This is a genomic window from Streptococcus oralis (assembly GCF_026782345.1).
GTDB lineage: Bacteria > Bacillota > Bacilli > Lactobacillales > Streptococcaceae > Streptococcus > Streptococcus oralis_CK.
In genome coordinates this window covers 175,345-201,754 of record NZ_JAKUWI010000001.1, presented here as the reverse complement: position 1 = coordinate 201,754, position 26,410 = coordinate 175,345, and the positions used below count along the sequence as shown (strand labels likewise).

The 26,410-nt window shown below is 41.4% G+C and carries 23 protein-coding genes and 1 pseudogene; 1 reads left to right on the top strand and 23 read right to left on the bottom strand.

Features of this window, described 5'->3' with window-relative positions; all coding sequences use genetic code 11:
* The 11 genes from greA to MK405_RS01005 all read right to left on the bottom strand — a co-directional run bounded on the left by greA (window position 1) and on the right by MK405_RS01005 (window position 14,739).
* Complete coding sequence (greA, locus tag MK405_RS01055; RefSeq protein ID WP_000818770.1) at window positions 1-483, bottom strand: transcription elongation factor GreA; 483 nt, start codon at window positions 481-483, stop codon at window positions 1-3.
* A 61-nt stretch (window positions 484-544) separates the two neighbouring features.
* A complete protein-coding gene (gene mltG, locus MK405_RS01050) occupies window positions 545-2,296 on the bottom strand; it encodes an endolytic transglycosylase MltG (protein ID WP_268704058.1) in 1,752 nt (583 codons plus the stop codon).
* 90 nt (window positions 2,297-2,386) lie between these two features.
* Window positions 2,387-2,875 carry a GNAT family N-acetyltransferase gene (locus MK405_RS01045; RefSeq protein ID WP_109290135.1) on the bottom strand — a complete coding sequence of 163 codons (489 nt, stop codon included), beginning with the start codon at window positions 2,873-2,875 and terminating at the stop codon, window positions 2,387-2,389.
* A complete protein-coding gene (locus tag MK405_RS01040; protein WP_084939013.1) occupies window positions 2,872-3,339 on the bottom strand; it encodes a GNAT family N-acetyltransferase in 468 nt (155 codons plus the stop codon). Before MK405_RS01040 ends, MK405_RS01045 begins: the two co-directional genes overlap by 4 nt.
* A 9-nt stretch (window positions 3,340-3,348) precedes the next feature.
* Complete coding sequence (murC, locus tag MK405_RS01035) at window positions 3,349-4,683, bottom strand: UDP-N-acetylmuramate--L-alanine ligase (protein ID WP_000048097.1); 1,335 nt, start codon at window positions 4,681-4,683, stop codon at window positions 3,349-3,351.
* A gap of 11 nt (window positions 4,684-4,694) precedes the next feature.
* Entirely contained in the window at window positions 4,695-5,306 is a 612-nt protein-coding gene (locus MK405_RS01030) for a divisome accessory protein ZapJ (protein WP_084939012.1), read from the bottom strand.
* 47 nt (window positions 5,307-5,353) lie between these two features.
* On the bottom strand, window positions 5,354-8,449 hold the full coding sequence (locus MK405_RS01025) for a pilus expression-regulating Snf2 family helicase (protein WP_268704057.1): 3,096 nt from the start codon (window positions 8,447-8,449) through the stop codon (window positions 5,354-5,356).
* 92 nt (window positions 8,450-8,541) lie between these two features.
* Window positions 8,542-9,708, bottom strand: a complete 1,167-nt coding sequence (locus tag MK405_RS01020; protein WP_268704056.1) for a MalY/PatB family protein — start codon at window positions 9,706-9,708, stop codon at window positions 8,542-8,544.
* Window positions 9,709-9,715: 7 nt separating this feature from the next.
* On the bottom strand, window positions 9,716-10,810 hold the full coding sequence (locus MK405_RS01015) for a cystathionine gamma-synthase (RefSeq protein ID WP_268704055.1): 1,095 nt from the start codon (window positions 10,808-10,810) through the stop codon (window positions 9,716-9,718).
* Between the two features lie 145 nt (window positions 10,811-10,955).
* Window positions 10,956-12,914, bottom strand: a complete 1,959-nt coding sequence (locus MK405_RS01010; RefSeq protein WP_033584499.1) for a peptide ABC transporter substrate-binding protein — start codon at window positions 12,912-12,914, stop codon at window positions 10,956-10,958.
* A gap of 202 nt (window positions 12,915-13,116) precedes the next feature.
* Window positions 13,117-14,739: a putative polysaccharide biosynthesis protein gene (locus tag MK405_RS01005; protein ID WP_268704054.1), complete on the bottom strand. Its 1,623-nt coding sequence runs from the start codon at window positions 14,737-14,739 to the stop codon at window positions 13,117-13,119.
* A 105-nt stretch (window positions 14,740-14,844) separates the two neighbouring features.
* Here MK405_RS01005 and MK405_RS01000 point away from each other — a divergent pair, with 105 nt between their 5' ends.
* The gene (locus tag MK405_RS01000; protein WP_268704053.1) at window positions 14,845-16,290 is read left to right on the top strand and encodes a UDP-N-acetylmuramoyl-L-alanyl-D-glutamate--L-lysine ligase; all 1,446 of its coding nucleotides are present in this window, start codon (window positions 14,845-14,847) and stop codon (window positions 16,288-16,290) included.
* Window positions 16,291-16,320: 30 nt separating this feature from the next.
* On the opposite strand, the gene MK405_RS00995 is transcribed toward MK405_RS01000, so the two are convergent.
* The 12 genes and pseudogenes from MK405_RS00995 to wecB form a co-directional block, all read right to left on the bottom strand.
* Window positions 16,321-16,521, bottom strand: coding sequence for a CsbD family protein (locus MK405_RS00995; RefSeq protein ID WP_000051179.1), 201 nt, complete (start codon window positions 16,519-16,521; stop codon window positions 16,321-16,323).
* Between the two features lie 101 nt (window positions 16,522-16,622).
* Window positions 16,623-17,273, bottom strand: coding sequence for a DUF1803 domain-containing protein (locus tag MK405_RS00990; protein ID WP_268704052.1), 651 nt, complete (start codon window positions 17,271-17,273; stop codon window positions 16,623-16,625).
* Window positions 17,257-17,769: a YiiX/YebB-like N1pC/P60 family cysteine hydrolase gene (locus MK405_RS00985; protein WP_268704051.1), complete on the bottom strand. Its 513-nt coding sequence runs from the start codon at window positions 17,767-17,769 to the stop codon at window positions 17,257-17,259. The genes MK405_RS00990 and MK405_RS00985 overlap by 17 nt, the downstream gene beginning before the upstream one ends.
* Before the next feature lie 86 nt (window positions 17,770-17,855).
* On the bottom strand, window positions 17,856-18,791 hold the full coding sequence (locus MK405_RS00980; RefSeq protein ID WP_268704050.1) for a manganese-dependent inorganic pyrophosphatase: 936 nt from the start codon (window positions 18,789-18,791) through the stop codon (window positions 17,856-17,858).
* Between the two features lie 85 nt (window positions 18,792-18,876).
* Entirely contained in the window at window positions 18,877-19,161 is a 285-nt protein-coding gene (locus tag MK405_RS00975; RefSeq protein WP_061427780.1) for a GIY-YIG nuclease family protein, read from the bottom strand.
* The gene (locus MK405_RS00970; RefSeq protein ID WP_268704049.1) at window positions 19,151-19,900 is read right to left on the bottom strand and encodes a tRNA1(Val) (adenine(37)-N6)-methyltransferase; all 750 of its coding nucleotides are present in this window, start codon (window positions 19,898-19,900) and stop codon (window positions 19,151-19,153) included. The genes MK405_RS00975 and MK405_RS00970 overlap by 11 nt, the downstream gene beginning before the upstream one ends.
* A gap of 53 nt (window positions 19,901-19,953) precedes the next feature.
* Window positions 19,954-20,313 (bottom strand): S1 RNA-binding domain-containing protein, encoded by a 360-nt coding sequence (locus tag MK405_RS00965; RefSeq protein ID WP_000689618.1) that lies wholly within the window; start codon window positions 20,311-20,313, stop codon window positions 19,954-19,956.
* A 1-nt stretch (window position 20,314) separates the two neighbouring features.
* Window positions 20,315-21,715, bottom strand: a complete 1,401-nt coding sequence (locus MK405_RS00960; RefSeq protein WP_007521316.1) for a bifunctional Cof-type HAD-IIB family hydrolase/peptidylprolyl isomerase — start codon at window positions 21,713-21,715, stop codon at window positions 20,315-20,317.
* Between the two features lie 121 nt (window positions 21,716-21,836).
* Entirely contained in the window at window positions 21,837-22,940 is a 1,104-nt protein-coding gene (locus MK405_RS00955; RefSeq protein ID WP_268704048.1) for a family 8 glycosyl hydrolase, read from the bottom strand.
* Between the two features lie 8 nt (window positions 22,941-22,948).
* Entirely contained in the window at window positions 22,949-24,259 is a 1,311-nt protein-coding gene (locus tag MK405_RS00950; protein WP_268704047.1) for a glycosyltransferase family 2 protein, read from the bottom strand.
* A 142-nt stretch (window positions 24,260-24,401) separates the two neighbouring features.
* On the bottom strand, window positions 24,402-25,181 hold the full coding sequence (locus tag MK405_RS00945; RefSeq protein ID WP_268698324.1) for a hypothetical protein: 780 nt from the start codon (window positions 25,179-25,181) through the stop codon (window positions 24,402-24,404).
* A pseudogene (wecB, locus tag MK405_RS00940) lies at window positions 25,181-26,334 on the bottom strand (non-hydrolyzing UDP-N-acetylglucosamine 2-epimerase). Before wecB ends, MK405_RS00945 begins: the two are co-directional and overlap by 1 nt.
* Window positions 26,335-26,410: the final 76 nt, after the last annotated feature.

Below are 26,410 nucleotides of genomic sequence, written 5' to 3'. Positions count from 1 at the left end.
TTAGGCTGTTTTTTCAACCTTTAAAATTTTGACATCGTAACTACCAACAGGTGTCTCAATCGTAACAATATCGCCTGTTTTTTTGCCGATCAAAGCTTGTCCAATCGGACTTTCATTTGATACCTTCCCAGCGAAAGCATCCGCACCTGCAGAACCGACGATGATGTAGACTTCCTCTTCCTCTTCACCGATTTCTTGGATGGTTACGGTCTTACCGATAGCTACCTCATCTTGGGCAACTGCATCGCTATTAACAATTTCAGCATAGCGAATTTTTGTTTCCAGACTTGAAATTTGTCCTTCAACAAAAGCTTGTTCATCCTTAGCTGCTTCGTACTCACTATTTTCTGAAAGATCCCCGTACGAACGAGCAATTTTGATACGCTCTACGACTTCAGGACGACGAACGAGTTTCAATTCTTCTAATTCTTTTTCTAACTTTTTCTTTTCTTCAAGGGTCATTGGGTAAGTTTTTTCTGCCATTTTTTCAACTTTCTTTTCTATTACTTTTTTAAAACAAAATTATGTGGAAAACCACATAATTTTAGTTTGAACTACTTGATTGTGTTAATTTACTATTGATATGTTCTGCAACGTTTTGGTCATGCTCTTCTTTTGTCGTTGCAAAGTACACTTTACCGTCTTCAACATTGGCTACAAAGTACAAGTACTCACTCTTTGTCTGATTTACACTTGCTTCAATAGCATCGAGGCTTGGACTATCAACTGGGCCGGGCATGAGGCCAAGATGTGTATAAACATTATAAGGTGAATCAATCGTAGTATCAATTGCAGTATCATCAGCCAAGCTAATCTTTTGGCCAAGTTTTCCTTCAGCATACAAGATAGCAATGTTGCTTTGAAGTGGCATACCAAGATTCAAGCGGTTATAGAAGACTCCCGCAATCAATTTACGATCTTCGGTCTTAGCACCTTCTTTTTCGACAAGAGAAGCAATACTGAGCAATTCATTAACTGTCAGATTCTTTTCTTTTATCGTAGTGTAGTACGGTGACATGGCCTTGTCCATAGCTGCTAACATATCATCAATCAAGCTTTCAACCGTAGTGCTGTCTTTGATAGTGTAGGTTGCTGGGAAAAGGTAACCTTCAAGGCGATAACGAACGCCACTGTCTTTTGTTGGAAGACTTCCAAGAAGGTTTGGATACTTGGCTACTAGTTGGGAGATGAAGGTTTCATCTTGAGCTTTTGCCAGGAAAGCATCCGCTGTAAGAGGTTCTTTAAAATCACCTTGGAGTTGACCTACTGTCTGAGCAATTTGCTCTAAGGTATAACCTTCCGGAATCGTTAAGTTTGCAAGCACTGGTTCTTGAGGTTCAGGAGTTCCACCTTTTTGCAATTCTTGAATTAAGTCATCCGTACTCATGCTCTTCTTCAAATTGTAATAACCTGACTTCAAGTCTGAACCCTTATACTTAGCATAAATACTAAAGATAAGTCCATGTTTGACCAAACCAGATTTTTCCAAAGTGCTCCCAATTTGTTGCACATTTGATCCTTCTGGAATTTGAACTGTCATATACTCCTTAGAGCTCGCATCAATAGGTTTCAAAGAGTCTTGAACGTAACCGTACCCAAAGTATCCACCAGCAGCCACAAGCACCAAAAGAACTAAAAAGGTTACTAGGAAACCTTTGGCTTTTGATTTTTTCTTTTTCTTAGTTGGTTTTTTACCTTTACGACGACGGTCACGACGTGATTCCTCCGTTAATCTGTCTGAGGGTCCAGTTGAAGCTAGCGCTTCAGCTTTATTCTCAGAAGAAGGAATTGATGTATTGGCCTCTTCTGTCTTATAAGTCACATCTATCTTGGTCGGAGTATCGTTAAATTCTTTTTCTTCAGGTTCAAGTTCAACTGGTTCCACCTTAGGTTGAACGGACTCCACTACTGATTCTTCAGCTGGATGAATCGGTTCTACTAGAGGTTCTTCAGATTCTACAACTTCTATCTTGTCAATGACAGGCTGTCTAATCTCTTTCTCTTCTTTTTCATCCGTTTTATCAGCTTCAGCACTCGAAAGTGGAGGAACACTTGGCGCATTCTTTAGAATTTTATCGACAACAGATAGGGAATCAGCCATCAACTCTTCTGTTGAAGCATCAGATTCAGGATTTGCAGGAGTTACTGAACTAGCTTGAGATGATGAAGCTGTCAGATTTGGAATGTCTACTTCTTTCTCTTTTCTATCTTGTTCTTTTACTCTCTCTAAATCACGTAGAATCTGCTCTTTAAAGCTTAATTTTTCTTCTTCTCTTGATTTTTCAGTCAAAAGCATTACCTCCTTGTTGACAATCCATAATATTATATCTTAAAAGTTACAGAAAAGCAACAAAACATCCCTTTCTATAGCTATGATTCTCATTTTTTAAGGTTGCCAAACCATATCATACCAACTTTCACCCGCAAAGCTTGACTGGGATATTCCCTCATTAACAAAGCCATTTTTTTCATAATAAGGGATGAGATAGTCATGACAGGTCAAATTGATACCTTCTCGTTCATGTTCTAAAGCAACTTCTTTCAGAGCCCCTAACAGTCTTTTCCCCACGCCCAAGGCTTGTGCCTCCTTAGCTATGGAGAGACAGGTCACAGAGATATAGCCTCCAGGTCGATGGCTATAGTCTTTTATATCTTCTGTAAAGGACTGATCTTGTAGATGACGATATGGGACGACTGGGCCTTCGATATACCCAAGGATACGTCCCTCCTTTTCAGCTACGAGAAAACTGGTCTGAATTTCACGTAAGTGCGCCTCAAAGACCGAACGAGGAATCGCTTCTTCAAGGGAGAAATTCTCCAGCTCTATCTCTAAAATTTGATCTAAATCCGAAAATCTTGCTTGTCTGATTTTCATACTTCCTCCTGATAAAAAGGATTGGCCCAAATCAGATTCCATCCCGAAAATCTTGCGCATGAAGCTTCTGGCACTTCTTCCTCAACAAAGTCATTCATCTCAAAATAAGAGAGCAAGTCATCAGGACAAGTCAAGCGAAGATACTCATACCCTCCTTCTACCGCCACTTGTTTCAAGCTAGCAAGAAGAAGGGTCCCCAAGCCTTGCCCGCGATGGTCAGGATGAATAGCAAATGATCTTATTTCTATCCATGTGGGATGAAGAGACTGAGACTCTCCTAAAACATAGCCTACGAGCTGGTTTTCATCTCTAGCTACAAGAAAGGTATCCGCAATCTTACGGATACTCTCTTCTAAAAACTCGTAGCTCACTATTTCTTCTGAGGATAAACAAGATTCTTCAATTGCTACAATTTCTTCTAAATCCGATAAAGTAACCCGTCCTATGGTGATTGGAATTTCCATTCTTTTTTCTTATTGGACGTTGCTTGTCAAATTAGACAAAAGACGTTCAAATGAGTACTCATAGGTTTGGATATCTCCTGCTCCCATAAAGACATAGACTGCATTATCATGCTCAAGGAGTGGTGATACATTTTCAACTGTGATGACTTGGCTTTTCTTCTTAATTTTATCTGCTAGGTCTTCTACCTTGACGTCACCATGGTCCACCTCACGGGCTGATCCATAGATTTTCGCCAAGTAAACAGCATCTGCCTGGCTCAAAGCTTTAGCAAAATCGTCCAATAGGGCAATGGTTCTAGTAAAAGTGTGTGGTTGGAAGATTGCAACAATTTCCTTGCTTGGGTATTTCTGACGAGCCGCATCTAAGGTCGCAATGATTTCCGTTGGATGGTGGGCGAAATCATCAATAATAATGGTGCCATTGACAACCTTTTCAGTGAAACGACGCTTGACACCAGCAAATGTTTTCAAGTGTTCACGTACCAAGTTCAAGTCAAACCCTGCTGTATAAAGTAAACCAATAACGGCTGTCGCATTCATAATATTGTGACGACCAAAGGTTGGAATGTGGAATTGACCCAACTCTTGTCCGCGGAAATGAACTGTGAAGGTCGAACCAGTTGTAGAACGTAGAAGGTCGCTAGCTACAAAGTCATTTCCCTCAGCATCAAAGCCATAGTAATAGATTGGAGCATTGGCTGTAATCTTACGCAACTCAGCATCCTCACCGTAGACAAACAAACCTTTAGTAATTTGTTTGGCATAGTCATTAAAGGCGTTGAAAACATCCTCTAGACTTGTAAAGTAGTCTGGATGGTCAAAGTCAATATTGGTGATGATAGAGTATTCTGGGTGGTAAGGCATGAAATGACGCTCATATTCGTCAGATTCAAAAACAAAATACTTAGCATTTTCAGAACCTCGACCCGTTCCATCCCCAATCAAGAAGCTAGTGTCTGTGATGTGAGACAAAACGTGAGACAGCATCCCAGTCGTTGATGTCTTTCCATGCGCTCCTGCAACCCCCATGCTGACAAAGTCACGCATAAAGCTACCTAGGAATTCATGGTAACGTTTGTAGCTGATACCATTTTTGTCAGCATAGGCGATTTCAACATTGTTATCTGGGCGAAAGGCATTTCCAGCAATAATTTCAAGATCCCCTTGCAGGTTCTTTTCATCAAAAGGAAGAATCGTAATCCCTGCCTGCTCTAGTCCACGTTGAGTAAAGTAGTATTTTTCAACGTCTGAACCTTGAACCTTGTGTCCCATTTGATGCAACATCAAGGCTAAGGCACTCATCCCTGATCCCTTGATTCCAATAAAATGATATGTTTTTGACATGCTTTTCTCCCTTACTCAGTAATTCTTGTCAGATTCAACTCTTGGGCAACCTGACGTTCCTGTTCTGTTTGCTTATTCTTTTTATTATAGATTTGACTCTTCTTTAGAAAATCATAGTTGTTCTTTTTAGCCTTTTCCGTTTGAGATTTCGAAGTTGGAGTTACTACCTGGTCAGCCTCCTCGGCTAGAATATAGTGGGACTGGCTCAAGTTTTTGCTAAACTTGGCAAGCTCACCTGGATTTTCCTTTTGAAATGGTGCTGTTGGTTGGTTTCCTTGACGAACAAGTGTTGAACCATTGTGTCGTCTGGTATGACTAACATCCTGAGTCAAATACTTGGCCGAACGTTTCTTCTTCAGATCCGCGCGCGCCTCTTCTCGAGCCAATTCAGCATAGGTTTTTTTAACTTTTTTAGGTTCTGAGCCTGGTTTTGGCTCCTTGCTAGCTACCGAAGGAGTTACAGCCTGTTCCTCATTGATAGGAGACCATTCCAAATAGTTTTTATCGCGGTAATCACCCTTGATATTGCTAATAAAGTCTGACTCATCATACAAGTCCATGACTGGCATTTTAGTCAGCATGATCTCATCATCTGACACCAGTGGAAATCGATCTTGTTTCATTTTGTATTTCCTTTCAACACTTCATTATAGCGTATTGTCTTGATTTTTCAAGTGCTGGCTTCAGAAATCCCTAAAATTTCTCGAATTTCTGCCAGACTAAGACTCGCACGCGATTCCGTTCCATCCAAAACTTGGGAAACCAGGTGTTTCTTCTGTTCTTGGAGTTCTTGAATCTTTTCTTCAATGGTTCCTCTAGTAATCAAACGGTAAACCTCTACCTTCCGCTCCTGTCCCATTCGGTGAGCTCGTCCGATAGCCTGAGCCTCGACAGCAGGATTCCACCAGAGGTCCACTAGGATGACGGTGTCAGCTCCTGTCAGATTGAGACCGACACCACCCGCCTTAAGAGAGATGAGAAAGATATCCCTTTCCCCTTGATTAAATATTTTGGTCATTTCTTGCCGATCTTGAGCAGGAGTTGAGCCCGTAATTTTGAAGGAAGTCAAGCCCAAGTCTGGGAGTTCTTGCTCGATTTTTTCCAACATTCCTTTAAATTGAGAGAAAATCAAGACCCGATGCCCACCATCAGCCACTTGTAGCAATAAATCTCGAAGGCTATCCAATTTACCACTGGCTCCATGGTAATCGTCCATGAAGAGGGCTGGCGTATCGCAGATCTGACGCAATCGCATGAGACCAGATAAGATTTCTACCCGACTTCTCTGGAATTCTTGGTCTGTCACTTGGGCTAGACGGTCTCGCATCTGTTGCAACTGGGCCAGATAGATGGCCTTCTGCTGGTCTTCCAGTTCATTTTTATAGACGACTTCGATCAGATCAGGCAGTTCTGTTAGGACTTCTTCTTTCTTACGCCTCATGACGAAGGGCTTGATAAACTGCGCGACTCGGTCAGCCGGTAATTTCATAAACTCCTTTTTACTTGGCAAGAGCCCCGGAAGCACAATTTGAAAGATAGACCACAACTCTCCTAAATGGTTTTCGATAGGCGTACCTGACAAAGCAAAGACTGCCGGCACCACAAACTGGCGCAAACTCTGAGCAATCTTGGTTTGGGCATTTTTCATGACCTGGGCTTCATCTAAGAAGAGAAAATCAAAAGCCATCTCTTGATAAAGCTCGCTGTCTTGACGAAAGGTTGCATAGCTAGTCACATAGATTTGGTGATTTTCAGAAAGAATCGCTTCTCGATTCGCTTTCAAACCATGAACGACAGCCAAATCCAACTGTGGGGCAAATTTTCTAAATTCATCTGCCCAGTTGTAGATTAAACCTGACGGTGCTAAAATCAAGACCCGACTATCTTCTGTCACCTGACTAGTCAAAAAAGCGATGGTTTGCAGTGTTTTCCCCAATCCCATATCATCTGCCAGAATGCCACCAAAGCCATAGTGATGAAGCATCTGGAGCCAACGGACTCCCTTTTCCTGATAGTCTCTCAAACTCGCCTGAACCCGTATATCTCCCAAAGGAAAATCCTCTGGATGGGTCAAATCATGAGCTAAATGCCGAAATTCTTCCGAGAAGGAGATCCTGTCTCGACCTTCAAACAACTGAGACAAACTGTAAGCTAGGGATTTCCGAGCCTGAAAAGAACCATCTTTTAGCTCAACCCCCAGTTCCTGCAAATTTTGACGAATCTGCTTGGTCTCCTCATCAAAAAAGTACACTTGGTCAGAAGAACTGATATAGAAATCCTGATTGCTGGTCAGGGCTTTAAGAGCTTGATCAATCTCTTCTTGGGCAATCCCTTGGAAATCAAATTGAATTTCCAACAGTCCTCCCTTGGACTCAATCTGAACCTGAGGAGCTTGGACGCTGTAGAGCTGATTCATCTCATCAGACAAGAAAACCTGACCCAACTTCTGAAAAGCTGGAATCGTATGGTGAAAGAAAGAATAAACTGCCTCTAGCTTCAAAGCCTGTCTCCAAGACTGAAAATCAGCCTCAAAACCAGCCCCTAAACAGACTTGAAATAGCTGATTTTCCAAGACAGCATCGCTTGAAAATGGTAATTGTTCCAGCTGTTGACGACTAGTCACCTTAACCTCTCCATAGTCAAACTGGATATCCAAGCGGATGCGGCCGTCATCCTCCCTATCAAAGTAAAAGATTGGTGAAAAGGATCGTATTTGTAAGCGCTCAGGAGCAGAAACTGTTCCTAGCTGTCCAAACAAGGGCAGACAGGCGGCTAGGCGGTCACGATCACTGTTGTCAAACTGGAGGCATTTTCTCCCTCTTTCCTCCTGAGGAAGCTCCTTGATTTCCTTTAGTAGGCTGATTTGTTTAGGATTTAAGAGATAAAGATTCCCCTTACGAAATAGAACCGCTCCCCCATAGAATATGTTGACTCGCTCACTTTCAGAAATCTCCATTTCAAAATAATCGGGATACTCCTGCACTGAAAAAAAGAACAGTTCTGCATCGGGATCTAAATCATGAAAGAGAAGATTTTCATAACTAGTAATCTGGTGCTCAAAATGAAAATCTTCCAAGTTCATCAGCAACTCCACTCCCTGCTCAAAAAAGGTCAGAGGGAAAAAGAGGTGACGACCTTGATTAGGGAAAAAGAGCTCTTGACTCAGTCCCTCCTCAATCAAGCCACATAAAAAAGTAAGAACATCTTGACTAGCTGTATCAAAAGACTCCCAAGACAAGTCATTTTCATAGTATTTCCCAATCATGTATGGCTTTCGATGGACCAAAACCTTCAAAAAGAGAGGAATATCACGGATGACATAATATTTTTGACTATCAACTAAACCGATTCGGAGTGTCCAAAGGAGGCGATTGGTTCCAGCCTCTACCTGACCTTGAGCCGACAAAGTGTAGATTTTTTCTCTCTTCTGAGGTTGGATACGCTCCAAAAAACTACCGCCAAAACTAACCTTGGTTTCGACCTCTTCTTGCTCTTCATGTCCTTTTTCTAAGGCTTGTAAAATTACCTGGCCTTCTTCGTCGTTCTTCAGATAATGCTCGAGCGCCGCTAGGTGAACACAGTAACCTCTTTTTTGGAAAAAATCGCAAGCACAAAAAACCAGATCATCCTCTAAACTGTAGCGCAAGTCTTCTCCCGCCACACGAGTATAGAGGCGATTCCCTTTTTCCTTGATAATCTCAATGTTGCCTGTCTCATAGAGTGTAACCCCCTCCATGCGCAACTTTCCTGGAATCAATTTAGCCATAGTTACCCCTTTATCTTATCTTTTCATTATACCACATTTTCCCCTACGAAAATAGCCTTCTAGGAAGACTTTTCTCCTAGAAGGCTGGATTTTTAAAGTGTAGCAAAAACGGCCACAATGCGTTTGCAAACCTCTTCCAGTACTGACTTCGGCATAGCTACATTGAGGCGGGCATGAAGAGTTCCCTCCTCTCCGAAGTCCAAACCTCGGTTCAAGATAACCTTGGCTTCATTCTTCAAAAGCTCTTGCAAGCGGTCATCCGTTAGCTCATAGGCTGAAAAATCAAGCCAGATCAAATAGGTACCTTGCGGTTTCATGACCTTAATCTTGGTTTCGTTGCCCAAAACATCCACTACATAGTTAATGTGGTCCTCGATAACTTCTTTTAGTTCTCCTAACCAGTCCTTACCATAACGGTAGGCAGCTTCTGTCGCCAAATACCCCAAGCCTGAGATTTCATGCTGGTTATTGGCCAACTGGCGTTTTTGAAAGGCCACTCGAAGTTTAGGATTTTCAATGACAGCATAGGAATTCTTTGTCCCAGCAATATTAAAGGTTTTAGTTGCACTACTCAAAATAAGGGCAAAGTCTTTAAAAGCAGGATCAATGGTGTTGAAAGACTGGTGTTTGTGACCAAAGAGAGCCAAATCTTGGTGAATCTCATCTGAAACCAACAAAACACCATGTTTTTTGCAGAGATGACCAATCTTTTCTAACACTTCCTTTTCCCAGACACGTCCACCAGGATTGTGGGGATTGCAAAGGATATAAAGCTTCACATCCTCTCCCACCAATTCCTTTTCCAACTGGTCAAAGTCAATCTCAAACAGCCCATCCTTTTCCACCAAAGAATTGGTAATCAATCTGCGATTGTTGAGTTTGACACTGCGGGCAAAAGGTGGATAGACCGGTGTGTTAATCAGAACAGCCTCTCCCTCTTTTGTAAAGGATTGAATGGCTGTTGAAATAGCTGGTACCACTCCCTCAATAAAGACGAGGGCATCCTTGTCAAAGTGATACCCATGTTGATTGGCTTCCCAGTCCTGAATCGACTTTATCAAAGCGTCGCTTGCATAAGTATAGCCATAGACCAACTGATCTGCATAGGCTTGTACAGCTTGTCGAACCTCAGGCAAAACCACAAAGTCCATATCCGCTATCCAGGCTGGTAGAACTTCTTGATCAGCTTCCGCTTCTTTCCATTTATAGGTATGGTGCCCTAAACGATTGGGCAGGCTTGTAAAATCATATTTTCCCATATCTGTCTTATCCTTCCAAAGCTTGGCGCAAGTCCGCAATCAAATCTCTAGCATCTTCAATCCCAATTGACAAGCGCAAGAGATCATCTGTTAAGCCATAGGAATGGCGCACTTCTGCCGGAATATCCGCATGGGTTTGTGTCGTCGGATAGGTGATCAGACTCTCTACCCCACCCAAACTTTCCGCAAAAGAGAATACCTTGAGGCTGTTCAAAATGTGAGGAATACGTTTCTCATCCACTACTTTAAAGGAAATCATCCCCCCACGTCCTGTATAGAGCACTTCCTTGACAGCAGGTGAATCCTTCAAAAAGGCAACCACTTCTTGGGCATTGGCTGTAGAACGCTCCATACGAAGAGGTAGAGTTTTGAGACCACGAATCAACTGATAACTATCAAATGGCGACAAGACCGCACCAGTCGTATTTAGATTGTAGAAAAGTTGTTCATATAGTTCTAAACTATTAGTCACAACCACCCCAGCTAAGACATCATTGTGCCCTGCTAGGTATTTGGTAGCTGAATGAAGGACAATGTCTGCACCATGTTCAATCGGACGTTGGTAAATCGGACTGTAGAAGGTATTGTCCACCACTACCTTGGCACCCTTGGCATGAGCTAGTTTGGCTAGTTTTGCAATATCAAATTCCAACATCAACGGATTGGTTGGCGTTTCGATATAGAGAACATCCACATCTTTCTCTAACTCAGCAATCAACTCTTCTTCTGTATTGGCATAGGTAAAATGGAAACGGCCTTCTTGCTCGACTTGGTTGAACCAGCGGAAAGAACCCCCATAAAGGTCACGCACTGCTAGGATCTTACTTCCTACTGGAAAGACACTAAAGGCCAGTACAATCGCAGCCATACCTGAGCTAGTAGCTAGGGCATAGTCCGCTGACTCAATAGCCGCCAGGACCTCCTCCGCCTTACTGCGAGTTGGGTTTTTAGTACGGGTATAGTCAAATCCCGTAGACTGACCGAACTCCGGATGCTGATAAGTGGTTGAAAAATGAAGCGGCGTCACCAAAGCACCTGTTGCCTCATCTGACTTGATCCCTGCCTGGGCTAAAATTGTGTTGATGTGTAGTTCTTTGCTCATACAATACCTCCAAATCTATAGTAACTATTGTATCATTTATTTTTGCCAACTCATTTTCTTGTTTTCAAGAGCTAGTTATAGTTTCAAACTATACAAAAACGATAGTTCCTTTAGAAACTATCGTTTTTCCTGTTGAATAGACTGGTTATTTAACGTGTTTTGCCAGTTCTTCTTGGGCTTTTTTATTTGATTCTTCTTTTTCTTTCTGCCATTTTTCTTTAGCTTTTTCATACTCATCAGTCGTTACAGTCTTATCTTGCAACTTGAGGTACTTGTATGATTCGACACCCTTATTTCCAGCTTGTGAGAATGGCGCTGAGAATGGAACTGTCTTTCTCAAGCCAGGTGTTCCACCTTGGGAAACATTTGGAATTGCAAGGGCGCTATCAACGAGCCAAGCTTGAATTTCAGCATATTTTTCATAACGTTTCGCTGGATCTTGCTCCTTGTTCGCTTCTTCTAACATTTGAGTGTAAGTATCCAGACCAACTGCCTTAGCCTTGTCATTGACCTCACCTGGTTCTAGACCAAGGTTTTGCAACATACCACCGTTATTGACATTTAGGATATCTAGATAGCTTGATGGATCCAAGTAGTCAGCACTCCAACCGCCATTATAGATATCAAAGTCTTTTTGAGCTGCGGTTTGAGCGAGGTAGCTAGAATTATCGTAGTCATCTGTCGATAATTGTTGGATATCGATAACCACATTCTCAGCTCCTAGAACAGATTCGATGGATTGTTTCAAAGAGCTCGCTTCAAGTACACCTTTTTTAGCTGATTGGTCTACAGATACATCCAAGTGGATTGGGAATTGCACACCCTTAGCTTCCAATTCTTTCTTTGCTTCTGCAAATTTAGCTTTAGCCTTGTCAGGATTGTAGTATGGGTCTTGCGCATCTGCAAAGTTGATTCCTTGCCATTCTTGGCCATAGTTGACCATCTTTTCTGAAACAACATCGCCAAAGTCTTTTCCGTTGATACTTACAAATGTTGGAGGTACAACCAAGTTACGAATAATCTTTGTTGCTCCTTCTTCCCCTTGAGATTGTGCTCCATAGGCTGTACGGTTATAAGCATAGTTGAAGGCTTGACGGAAGTTTTTATTCAGAACTGCTTCTTGGGTTGATTTCTTTTCGATATCTGATGTTTTAGACGTGAAGTTATAAGATTTTCTGTCCAAGTTGAAGTTCAAGTAATAAGAAGTTGCGTTTTGCATACTATAGATGATGTTATCCTTGTTCTTCTCTTTAATTCCTTCAAAGCTTGAGCTATTTGGATAGAGACGCGCGTAGCTGTAGACTCCTTCTACAAAGTTACGAGCTAGGGCATCTTGGTCACTACCATCATAGTAAGTCAATTTCACATCATCCACAAAGACATTTTTAGCATCCCAGTAATTTGGATTTTTCTTGTATTCGATAACAGATTTTGAAACAAACGATTTCATCAAGAAAGGTCCACTGTACAAAATGCTAGAAGGATCTACCTTACCAAAATCATCCCCTTTTGATTTCAAGAAGTCTGCATTGACAGGGAAGAGAATGGTTGAAGTTGTTTTAGAATTCCAATAAGGTTCTGGACGTGTCAAAGTATACTGAACTGTTTGGTCGTCAATCGCCTTAACACCGACAGTTGAAAAGTCAGTTGTTTTCCCGTTGATATAGTCATCCAAACCTGCTACAGAGTCTTGAACCAGGTACAAGGCTTCGGATTTTTTATCAGCAGCATATTTCAACCCAGTGACAAAATCTTGCGCCGTTACAGGGGCGTATTCTTCACCCTCATAGGTATACCATTTTGCATCCTTACGCAATTTGTAAGTATAGGTCAAACCGTCCTGAGAAACAGTCCAATCCTCTGCCAACGATGGAACATAGTTACCGTATTGGTCATTTTCCATCAATCCATCTACCAAATTAGTAACGATGTCGTTGGTTGTTGCCCGGTTTTCTGCAAGATAGTTCAAACTAGATGGATCGCTCGAATAAACATAGTTATATGTTTTAGAAGAACTAGTTGAATTTCCACATGCGCTCAGTAAGATACCTGCGCTTAACACGACACTTGCAAGTGTCAGATACTTGGCCTTAGACTTTTTCATTTCCAGAACCTCCTGTTTTAAAGATTTGTCTTATTATACAGCTTTGGTTTTATTTAGTCAAGTAATTTCTGAAGAAAAACTTAAAAAACATATTTTTCTACTCTTGATTTTAGAAAAAGTTCTCTTTTTTTAAGAAAAATGTAGTATAAAAACCTTTCTATTAAAGAAAGGTTAAATTCATTACTTTTATTTATAAATCTTTTTACGATATTTTCAATCGTGTACGTAGTCGGTCCGCTTGGGCTTTACCTATTATCTTGTCTAAGAGTCGTGTCCGTAGGCTCATCAAACCATAGAGACCTCCTCCAAGCCCTCCGATGAGAGCTACGTAAAGGAAACTCCAGAAACGTCCACTTGGTTGGAAGACAAAACCGAGTAGCCACTGCAAGAAGCCAACTAGGATGAACATGACAAGGGTTAAGATGGTAATCAAGATAGTCCGCTTCAAGATTATCTTTCGACGAGCACCCGTTACCTGGCAGATGTCTCGGTACATCAAGACATTCGGAATAATCAAGCCGATAGTCGTTGAGATCAAGGGACCGTAGCTGTGAAAAATGGCAATGGTTGGCAATTGCAAGACGATCTTAGCAATGGAACCATAGACAAAATAAAGAACTGCCTTGCGATTTCGGAACATGGCCTGAAGCATAGGGGACAAGACCATATACAAACCTAGGATAGTAGACTGCAAAACTGCAAAGACAAACAAGCCCATGGCCAGACTATCTGGCTTACCGTAAAAGACTGTGTAGAGCGGTTCTCCTACCATAACAACCCCAACCGTTGCTGGTAGCAAGAATAAGAAGAGCATGGTGAGGCTATCTTGGACTAAGCGAGCCGCTGCCCGCAAGTCGCCTTTTACATAGTTCTCCGTCAACAGCGGCAAACCAACACTACCAATTGAAACTCCCACAGAGATTAAAATCATGGTAATTTTATTCGGATTGGCAGAGAAATAAGAAAACATGACAACCAAGTCTTCATTGCTGTAGTTGGTAAACCACTTCATACTATTGATAAAGGTCATCTGGTCTAAAATCTGGAAGAGCTGGATGGCTGATCCCGTCAGGATAAAGGGAATGGCTTCCTTGATGGTATCGACTAAGAGTCGCTTACTATTGATCTTATCCCGTGTTTCAAAGACTCTCTTAAGCAAACCTTCTTGGGCAAGGAAGTAGATCAGAACTGCAAAACTTGCCACCATCCCCACAAAGGCCGCAAAGGTCGATTGGGTAACTGCTGATAAGTAGTCACCAGAACCCATCTTCATAATGAAGAAGGTTGCCATCAACATCCAGATAACACGGATCACCTGCTCGGCGATTTGGCTCATAGCATAGGGTTTCAGGTTGTTCATCCCTTGGAAGAAGCCTCGGATAACACTCATAGATGGGAAAATCAAAACTGCCCAAGCCAAACTCTGCATGATGGGAATCAGGTCTTTCCCCACACCTGACAAATCTGCTAGCCAGGGAGAAAAGAGATACAAAACCAAGGCAAAGACTAGACCCAAGCCCGTCATAAAGCTTAGGAAACTCCGGATCAAGGCAAAGCTATGCTCTTCTTCTCGCATGGTATTGTACTTAGCTACTTGTTTGGCGACCGCAACTGGGATACCCGCCGTCGAAATCAGTAAGAACCAGGCGTAAATATTGTAGCCCATGGTAAAGAGACCATTTGCCTTGGCTGCATAGGTTCCCATCCAAATATACCAGGGAATAATGTAGATAGCCCCAAGAAGGCGACTAATAAAGTTACTAGCTGTTAGCCAAGCAGTCCCTCGCAACATCTGGGCCTGCTGGTGATTGTTTTCGTTAGACATAGCTTCCTCATTCAATTTTGATAACTAGGAAATTTCCCTCATCTTCCATTATAAACTTTTCCTTGTTACTTGTAAAATTCAGACTTTCGGTTTACAATAGAAAGTATGATAAAGATTGAAACCGTATTAGATATATTAAAGAAAGATGATCTCTTCCGCGAGATTATCGACCAAGGACACTACCACTACAACTACAACGCAGTTGTTTTTGATAGCATCAGTTACGACAGCCGAAAAGTAAAAGAAGGCACTCTTTTTTTTGCAAAAGGCGCTGCCTTTAAAAAAGAATACCTTCTTTCTGCTATAAGTCAGGGCTTAGCTTGGTATGTCGCAGAAAAGGACTACGAAATCGGTATCCCTGTCATCGTTGTGAACGATATCAAGAAAGCCATGAGTTTGATTGCGATGGAATTTTATGGTAATCCGCAAGAGAAACTAAAAATTCTCGCTTTCACAGGGACAAAAGGAAAGACAACATCTGCTTACTTTGCTTACCACATTCTATCTCAACGCTACCCAACAGCTCTCTTATCAACTATGAATACAACTCTAGATGGCAAGACCTTCTTTAAATCTTCCTTCTCAACGCCTGAAAATATCGATCTTTTCGACATGATGGCTCAGGCTGTTAAGAATGGTCGAACCCATCTTGTAATGGAAGTCTCTAGCCAAGCCTATCTTGTTCATCGAGTCTATGGCCTGACCTTTGATGTAGGAGTCTTTCTCAACATCACACCTGACCATATCGGACCGATTGAACATCCTAGCTTTGAAGATTACTTCTACCACAAACGTCTCTTGATGAAAAATAGCCGAGCAGTTGTCATTAACAGCGACATGAACCACTTTTCTGTACTGAGAGAACAAGTGGAAGATCAAGAGCATGACTTCTATGGTAGTCATTCGAGCAACCAAATCGAGAACTCCAAAGCCTTTAGCTTTTCAGCTACTGGTAAACTCGCTGGTGATTATGATATCCAACTCATTGGCCACTTCAATCAAGAAAATGCCGTTGCTGCAGGACTTGCCTGCCTTCGTCTAGGTGCTAGTATAGAGGACATCAAAAAAGGAATCGCTACAACCCGCGTTCCTGGACGTATGGAAGTTCTCGCCCAAAAAAATGGTGCCAAGGTCTTCATTGACTACGCCCACAATGGCGATAGTCTGAAAAAACTGATTTCTGTTGTTGAAACCCATCAAACTGGAAAAATTGCCCTGGTTCTCGGTTCGACTGGAAACAAGGGTGAGAGCCGCCGCAAAGACTTTGGTCTCCTCCTAAATCAACACCCTGAGATTCAAGTCTTTCTCACCGCTGATGATCCCAACTATGAAGATCCAATGGCCATTGCTGAAGAAATCAGTAGCTATATCAGTCATCCTGTTGAAAAGATTGCCGATCGTGAAGAAGCCATCAAGGCGGCCATGGCCATCACAAATCAAGAACTCGATGCCGTAATTATTGCTGGTAAGGGAGCTGATTGTTACCAGATCGTACAAGGAAAGAAAGAAGACTATCCTGGAGACGCAGCTATCGTAGAACGTTATCTATAAAAAAATCAAGGGAATATTTCCCTTGATTTTTTAGTCTTCTTTCTTAAATGAGTTTTTAAGACCTTCAACGGCACCTTCTACAGCACCTTTAGCATCTTCAACTACTTCTTTTGCTTTCGCAACTGTTTTTTCTACAGTGCCTTCTGCTTCTGTCTTGCTATCGCCAGTAACTTTACCAAATCCTTCTTTGATAGCACCAGTTGCTTGGTCCAATTTATTTTCAAGTGACATAGCTCTGTCTCCTTTGCTTTTAATACGATAAACGTTATCGCTTACATTCAGTTTATGCTTATTCTTTAGCAAAGTCAAACAATCAGCTCAAAATTAAGCCATTAAGACAAATAGAAAGTCAACCGTTCCTTGTCGAAATCAACAGCCAGCTCATACTTTCCAGCTTCATTTTGAACAATATAGCCTAGAACGACTAAACTGTCCACAAAGATATCACGACGTTTCTGAATTAATTGATCTTTTTTGAGAAACTTCAGTAAAAAGGTCGTCATATACTTGAGGGCATACTCAGGATTGACATCTCCCAAAATGGCATAGAGTTCCTGCTGTTTTTCTGTCAGAGGATACTGATGTTTGACCTTGTAGAAATAATTAGACAGGGTCATTTTTTGCCTTGCAAGGTCCGTATGTTCGATTAAAATGGCTGCGTTGGTTTGATTGCGCAATTCTGTCTCAAAAGTTTTCTCCAGCAAGCCTTGATAGACTGGACTGTCCTCTCTGACAAAAATCTCTTGATCAAGGGCTAAATCATCCGTAGATTCTAGAAAAGGGAGATTGAGCGAATAGTGTTTATTTTCCCTTAGAATCAAGCCTGCCTTTATATACTCTTCCATAAGCTTATCAACTGATACATCTGGAAACTGGGCCTTGATTTCTCGTAGAATCACATCGTCATGCTGGTCCAGATAGTCAACCAAATCTATAAAAAATGGTTGTCGAGTCAAACGAGAAGGATTAAAAATCTGAATCATGAAGATTCCTTTCTTTACATTTTAAAAGAGGGGATGCTGCCAACTGACTGGGATTGGTCCCTGGCTGATTCAGAGGCACAGCTATTCCTAGTTCTCTATAGTATTCATTCCAGAAATCACTAATCTCCTGCTCCCCGTCCCCAAATTGCATCGGAATAGTCTCAAAAATAGGCAGGATTTCTGCGATATACTGGGAGCAATAAAAGCCATTCCCATCCGGATAAAAAGAGGCATTATAGGGTGCGCCTAAATGTTTGCTAGCTCTCTCCTTCACCAAGTCAGCTTCCAGCTCTGGATAGACATAAAGGTCGTAAAGATGAGTCGGTTCAAAAAATTCAGCCGGTTCTTGACAAATAACACCTGCTTGCCCACTAGCATGGTAGATGAAACCGTCCAAAAAGATGGCTACATGACTATAGTATCCAGTAGAAGTCTGGATGGCCTGCCCCATATCTGAAAGGTCCTTCACAAAAATCAAATCACCATTTTCTAACATCTTTCTCTCCTAGAAAAAAAGGAGCCGAAACCCCTTTAGCTATATGGAAAACAAGTGTTTCCACGTTTCAATCATCACTCAGGAACTTACCCATTAAAGCTTTCAGTCAACTGAGGCACCACTTGTTTCTTACGTGAAACGGCACCTGGAAGGAAGGCATGGTTGTCTTCAAGTTTAAAATTAAAGGCTGCTTCAACCTTGTCCATGTTTGATCCAAGAGCCAAAATTTCTGAGTTTGAGTTTACGATGTCTGTAATCATTAAAACAAAGTCAGAATAGCCGTTTGCTGCATTAGCTGCTTGCATTGCTGCTTCAATTTCAGTTTGGCGTTCCAAGACTTCAGCAATATCAACTGTATTCACTTGGGCAACACGAACCTTGTTTCCGTTGAGTTCAAAAGTCTTAGCATCAATGTCAATCAATTCTTCAGCAGATTTACTAGCCAAGTTTGTACCAGCCTTGAGCATAGCAAGACCGTACTCTTCCAAATTTACGCCTGCTAATTCTGCCAACTCAGGAGCAATGACTTTGTCAGATGGGTGTGTTGTTGGTGATTTCAAAAGAAGGGTATCTGAAATCAAACCTGAAAGCATCAAACCAGCAATCTCTTTAGGAACTGCTACACCGTGTTCTTTGAACATGCGGTAAACGATAGATGAAGCTGATCCAACTGGTTCCAAGCGCATGTAAAGTGGACTTGCAGTTTCAAAGTTAGCCACACGGTGGTGGTCCACTACTCCGTAAACTTCTACTTCAGCGATATCTGACACTGATTGTTGGAATTCATTGTGGTCAGTCAAGATGACTTGCTCTGCACCTTCTGCTTTAGCAGATGTGATGACGCGTGGTGCTTCTACACCAAAATAGTTCAAAACGAAAGCTGTTTCTTCATTAGGAGTTCCAAGTGCTACTGCTTCTGTGTCCAATCCATAAGCCTCTTTTGCAAGATAGGCAAAGGCTACAGATGACCCGATGGCATCTGAGTCTGGATTTTGGTGACCAAATACTAAAATCTTAGACATGATAATACCTCTTTAAATTTATTCATCTTATTGTAGCACTTTTTTCCTCTTTTGACAAAAGTAAGAGGAGCCCAAAGACTCCTCGTTAGACATCAATATGGTTGACTAGATTTTTCTCTTGATTTTCAGATAAAAATCGTTCTTTCTGAGGACGTTTCTTTCGTTTGAGGAGAGCTTCGGCAGACATGGCTTCTTCCTTAGTGGCAAAACCCTCTACATAGATGAGTTTGACTGGCAAGCGAGCTCGGGTATACTTGGCTCCCTTACCACTATTATGAACGGCAAGGCGCCTCTTCACATCCGTTGTATAGCCCGTATAGTAAGACCCGTCGCGACACTCCACCACATACATATAGGCCTTATGATCCATAGTAAATCTCTTGAATTTCTGGTGTATAGGAACCATCACCATTGTGAACAATGAGAGGTGGCAAGACCTTAAAGCCACTAGTCGATCCATCCTTGATAGCTTCGATTAAGAGCATATTTGCCTCCTTCTCTCGTTTAGGATAGACAAATTGCAGGCGCTTGGGTGCCAAATTGTGGCGTTTGAGCATATCTAGGATATCCAAGAGCCGATCTGGACGATGAACCATGGCCAAACGACCATTAGACTTGAGAATACTCTGAGCACTTCGGCAGATTTCTTCTAGGTTCGTCGTAATTTCGTGTCTGGCCAGAAGGTAGTGCTCACTCTCGTTCAGATTAGAATGCGGATCCACCTTAAAATAAGGCGGATTACACAAAATCATATCCACCTTACTTCCCTGAATGTGGGCAGACATATTTTTCAAATCATCACAGATGACCTGCATCTGCTCTTCCAAGCCATTCAACTGAACCGAACGCTCTGCCATATCCGCCAAGCGCTCCTGAATTTCTACAGATATTATCCGCGCCTGAGTACGTGAACTTGCAAAAAGTCCCACTGCACCATTTCCAGCACAAAAGTCCACAATTAAACCCCGTTTAGGGAATCGAGGAAAGCGTGATAAAAGAACACTATCCACCGAATAGCTAAACACCTCTCTATTTTGGATGATCTTGATATCTGTCGAAAAGAGCTGGTTGATTCGCTCTCCTGGTTTTAATAATTGTTCTTCTTTCATACTTTTATTATAACAAATTATGTTAATATTACAATTGATTTAGATAATCGTATTTACGGCTTCTTTTTTAAATGCTCTAATGCTTCACGCGTCCAAACAGGCATCATTCGAGCAAGGGGCGCAAAACCGTGCTTGATCCGATCATTTGAAAAACGTCTCCGTCTTGGCAATTGATGTTTTTCCTCTTCCAAGGTACGGATAGAAAGACTGGCCTTCCCAGTGTATTCGTCAAAATCCACCACCTGAACTTGGACTTCATCGCCAATTTTTAAAATGTCATAGATATTTTCAATAAATCCCGTCCGAATCTCCGAGATGTGAATCAGCCCTGTCACCCCTGTCTCTAACTCAACAAAGGCACCATAGGGCTGAATTCCTGTAATACGCCCAGTTAGCTTATCACCAATTTTCATTCTAGTCCTCAATTTCAATCGTTTCAATTACTACATCTTCAACTGGCTTGTCCATTGCACCAGTCTCAACAGCTGCAATGGCATCCAATACTGCAAAAGATTCAGCATCTACCAACTGCCCAAAAACAGTATGACGGCGGTCTAGGTGAGGAGTTCCACCTTGCTCTGCATAAATCTCAGCAATTGGTTCTGGCCAACCACCACGCGCAATCTCTTTCTTAGAGTATGGCAAGTGTTGGTTTTGCACGATAAAGAACTGACTCCCATTTGTATTTGGACCAGCATTGGCCATAGAAAGAGCGCCACGAACATTATATAGTTCTTCTGAAAATTCATCCTCAAAAGCTTGACCATAAATTGACTCTCCGCCCATACCAGTACCAGTTGGGTCTCCACCTTGGATCATAAAGTCCTTGATAATGCGGTGGAAAATCACACCATCATAGTAACCATCTTTTGAAAGAGCAACAAAGTTGGCTACTGTTTTGGGAGCCTGCTCAGGGAAAAGCTTGATACGCAAGTCTCCGTGATTTGTCTTAATAGTCGCCAACGGACCTTCTACTGTTTCAATGTCTACTTGTGGGAAATGCAATTCTTTTTCTACCATACCAAATCCTTCTAAAGCATCAAAAATGCCATCTTCTTCTACTGTTTTTGTAATATAATCTGCTTTTTCTTTGATTTTTTCATGGGAAACTCCCATGGCAATGCTAATTCCTGCATAATCAAAGAGTTCCAAGTCATTGAGACCGTCTCCAAAGACCATGACATTCTCTGGTTTCAAGCCTAAATGGTCCACAACCTTGGCTACACCTGTGGCTTTTGAACCTGAAATAGGCACGATATCAGATGAATGTTCATGCCAACGAACCATGCGAAGTTTATCCGACAAAGAATCTGGCAAGTGCAAGTCGTCTCCTTTTTCCTCAAAGCTCCACATCTGGTAAATGTCCGCTTTTTCATGAAAATCAGGATCCACATCCAAGTTTGGATAAATCGGATCAATTGCCTCACTGATCAGTTCTGTTCGAGTGGAGAGTTTGGCGTCATGACTGCCAACTAAACCATATTCAATCCCCTCTTGTTTTGTCCAAGAAATGTATTCTTCCACATCTTCTTTGGCAATCTGATGCTGATAAATGATTTGACCTTTTTTATCTTCGATATAAGCCCCATTCAGGGTTACAAAAAAGTCCGGCTTGAGCTCACGAATCTCTGGAACAACACCGAAAATACCACGACCAGAGGCAATTCCTGTTAAAATCCCTTTCTCCCGCAACTGTTTAAAGACAGTGGGAATTGTAGCTGGAATAAAACCTGTCTTTGACGTACGCAAGGTATCATCAATATCAAAAAAGATGATTTTAATCTTCTTTGCCTTGTATTTTAATTTTGCATCCATCTCTCTACCTCTTTTCCATCACTCTTTCCATTATACCATAAACCTTAGGAAATTCCTTTTTTGAAAAAAGATGAAAACCTATCAAAAAGAGAGCCAGTTGAACTAGCCCTCTCTTTTCATCCTAGAACATCTCTAGAGCAATCATAGTAATCATCGTTGCATCATAGTAGCTCTCTATAGGTAAATCTTGTGTGAAAATGTATTTATTTTGTTGAAGAAGTTTCAGATAACCTTCTCCCTTGTCAGACGCATAGGTAATTGGTGCCAAGAAACTACCTGCCTGGTATTGATTGAGGGCCGTTCCGTTCAAGTCATAACCAGCATAGATACGTTGCTCTTTCATAAAGAAATCCATCATCTTTTGAACGACTTTTTGACTTCTTTCATCTTGACTTTGAGACAAGTGATAAGGCAAACGACAAGCATTATAAGAATAAGCTCCATCGTATTGAGATTCGATAGTGTTGGCATCAACAAGTCGTGCCCCAGACTTCTCAGCCCAGATAAAGTCTGACAAGAGCCCCGTATCAGAATGAGAACTGATTTGCTCCAATTGCCCAAGCATCTTATCCTTAATGTCTAACCACTGTTTGTTTCCAGTCAGATCATAGAAAGACTGGAAATAGTGAGGAAGAGTATCAGACGTTCGCATCAAGTAATAGTAACCGGAATCCTTGTTGGCCCAGTTCCCTACTGTTAGAACACCTGTCTCTTCGTTGTAATTGTATTGAAGGATATCAGCCAAGATCTTTTTAGCTTGCTCTTGGTATTCCTGTGCTTTATCTGGCCACTGTTTGGCAGCTTCAATTAAAGAATAAGCGATATAGAGATCTCCATCAGTTGCATTTTGTTTTTCGACCGTTTCGCTATCATTTTTGATCACTTGCTTCCAAGACATCAACTGCGTCCCCTCGATACGATGATTTTGGTAATAACGATAAAGACTATCAAAATCTGCTTGACTTGCTTGCCCTTTTTGGGCAGCTAAAACTGTTATGAGCATGCCGTAACTTTGAGCTTCTGATAGTACTGTTGTCTCCTCAGAATCATTCGTCGTACGGACATAGGACTGATTTCCCTTAGTCACAAGAAACTGTTGGCTCCATTGGCGGTAAATACGATTGCGCATCTCGACTTTACTCCTTCCTCTTGCCAAAAACAAGGTTAAACAAAAGATAGAAAGGATGAGCACAAACCATACATATTTTAATTTATTCGTTTTCATAGAACCTCCTATCCTGCAAATCGCTTGGTTTTAACCCACTTGGTTTCTTTTCTTCGGAGTACCTTGTCCAGAACGATTGAAGAAATGGAATCAATGGAAACAACGATAAACATCTGTGCATAAGTGAAATAGGCAGCCAAAGCCAACCAGATTTGCTTTGTCGTCGCTTGTCCAAATTGACTTGCCAATGCTGTCATAATTTGCATCAAATAAAGACCAATCATGAGAATCCAGTTAAAGAGCATGAGCTGGGCAATATAGATATTGTCCGCATCAAAAGCGAACGGAACCCTGATATCTGGGAAGAATAGGTTAAGACAGATTGCTAGCACATTCGCTAGGAAGATCAAATCTGATAGAACAATAGCAAAGTTAAACCAAAAGAAAACACATGAATAGTTAAAGACTTCTAGTTTAACGCGCCAGTTTGCTCTGCCAAATAAATGCTTAAAATTTGATAGAACAACTTCGTAGTTCCCTTTAGCCCAACGTTTTCGTTGCATATAGTAACTCTTTAAAGTCTCAGGTTCTTGTTGGAAAGCCTCTGAGTTATAAGCAAGGGCGATCAATTTACCACTCTGCATGATTTTGAAGGAAATATCGGTATCCTCGGTTAAGGCACCATTTTTCCAACCACCGATACTCTTTACAAAGTCGGTTTGAATGATAAAGTTGGTTCCTGGGATACGACCAATTTTAAAGAGATGCCACATTCCAACATGGTGCACGCGCTGAGTAACAACGATTTCTTGGTTGATACAACGAGTCAAGAAATTTTGATTGGCATTTCGAGTCTTGTTGCGACCGAAAGATGCCACGTGGCGTTCTGGATCCTTCATCACTTCTTTTACAAGGAAATAAAGGGCATTTTTTTCAGGCATAGCATCCGCATCATAGACACAGATGTATTCTCCCGTTGCCATCTTCAGGGCATCGTTTAGAACACCTGCTTTTCCTCCTGTCCCAGTACGGTCGATAATAGTCAGATTTCTTTCTGCATATTCAGGCATAGCTTGTACAGACAAACACTCTGCATAGGTGTTGTCCGAACAATTATCTGCAAATAGAAGCAACTCCACACGGTCGTGAGGGTAGTTCATATCCAAGATAGCTTTTGCCGTCTGTGCAATAACCACATCCTCATTATGAGCAGGTACGACAATGGTAACCTTAGGGTAATAAGGAAGTGGCGAGGTATCTACACGAAAATCACTATGTTTGAACCAAAAGTGAACAGCTGAAAAGAGAATTACCAAGCCCCATGCTAGAGAAATCCAAATAGTAAGCAGGGTAAAAATCATTAACATTTGACTAATCATGATTCACCGCCTTAAAATTTTTGTTCACTCGATGGTAGAGAATACTGTATGCAATAAATAATATGACAAAACAAATGCCAAAGGTAAGACTGAGTCCCAAAGCAATGCCAAAAAATATATTGGTTAGAGTCATGTTTCCCTCCTAATATTCTACAATTACATCTGTCTCTAATTGACGTTTGAGATGACTGGCAATATCCGAATAGTCTTGGTATTTATCTTTATTATCAGAGTTAATCACCAAATAGCCTGTTTGGAACTGAATTCCTTGATTGCCATCTTCTCCATGAAAAACTAAACTGCTCAGTTTCTCCTGCAAATCACTCAGATAGACTTCCTTTAAAGAACGCTTATTACTACTAGATAGAACGAGAAAATTACCATCTGAAACGTAATAGAGCTTATCATTGTAACTCAATTCCTGAGCAATGACCTCTTGAATGCGACTGAGCATCTGGTTATGTTCTTTTGGTTTAATCTGGAAGAACAAATCTTCATGTGCCCAATGAATCAATAGAGATTGAACCGTCACATCACTTTGTGCAGTTACCATAGCCTGGTAATCTGCTCGAGCTTCGTCTTCCTGTTCTTGGACCTTTGAAGCTACCTTGAAGAAATAATAACGAACTTTAAGTAGAATCCCAATCAAAAGTGGAAAACTGATCAATAAGAACACCAGTTGAGTGATTGGGATATAAACTACACCCGCAACCAAAACGATAAGTCCAAGCCCAAATGTTAAGATAAGGGTCCAAGTAAGCAAAAGGTCAGATAATACCAATACTGCAAACAAGGCTAAAGCTAAAAACAAGATTTGTTCTAAAATAATCTCTCGAGCAAAGAAAAAAGAAAGCCCTAAAAGAAGTGACTCGCACCCCAGAAAAGCGAGGAGCCAATTTCTAAATTTATTCCATTTTTTCATTACGCCTCTTCCCCCTCTTTAAATTCGGATACAGATTCAGCAATACCAAAATAATGTTGTATAGCACGAACGATTCGTTCAGAGGCTTTTCCATCTCCATAAGGATTTGGTGCCTGAGACATTTGTCTATAAAGGGGTTCATCTGTTAAGAGGGCTGTCATCGCTTCTTTTACACGTGCAGGATTCGTACCAACTAACTTCAAGGTTCCTGCGCGAACCCCTTCTGGGCGTTCCGTCGTATCACGAAGGACGAGAACAGGTTTGCCGAGGGAAGGCGCCTCTTCCTGGACACCGCCAGAGTCAGTCATGATAAAATCACTTCTTGAAGCCAAATTATGAAAATCGAGTACATCTAAAGGCTCAATCAAGTGAATACGATCGTGACCAGCTAAGATATCGTTTGCTGTTTCTTGCACAGCAGGGCTAAGGTGAACAGGATAAACAACTTCAATTTCCTGATGAAGATCGACCATCTCACGTAAAGCTGTAAAGACATTTCTCATTGGTTGACCTTGATTCTCACGACGGTGCATGGTTACCAATACAAGTTTCTTATCTGTATCCAATTGATCTAGAACTTCATGATAGTAATCCGATTGAACGGTTAGTTTCAAGGCATCAATGGCTGTATTTCCCGTAATGACAATAGCAGACTCAGGATGATTTTCCTTGAGTAGATTTTCTTTACTCTCACTAGTTGAGCAAAATAGAGATCCGCAAGGTTATCTGTCATCTGACGATTCATTTCTTCTGGGAAGGGAGAATACTTATCAAAGGTCCTTAGACCAGCTTCAACGTGGCCGATACGTACCTGATTATAGAAAGCAACTAAACTTGCTACAAAAGTTGTCGTTGTATCTCCATGAACAAGAATCATATCTGGACGTTCTTGCTTAACAATTGGATCAAACTTTTCTAAAATTTTTCCAGTAATATCTAAGAGGGATTGATTTTGCCCCATAATATCCAGGTCATAATGCGGCTTGATGCTAAACGTTTCAAGAACTTGATCTAGCATTTGACGGTGCTGAGCTGTCACAACTGTAATCGTCTCAATACTGTCACTATGTTTTTGCAATTCCAACACTAAAGGGGCCATTTTAATAGCTTCTGGTCGTGTCCCAAAAACAACCATCACTTTCAATTTCTTCATTATGGTATCCTTCTACTATAATAAAATTTGATGCATCAGATTAATCCTTATATCGAATTATTGCGCAAATCAATTA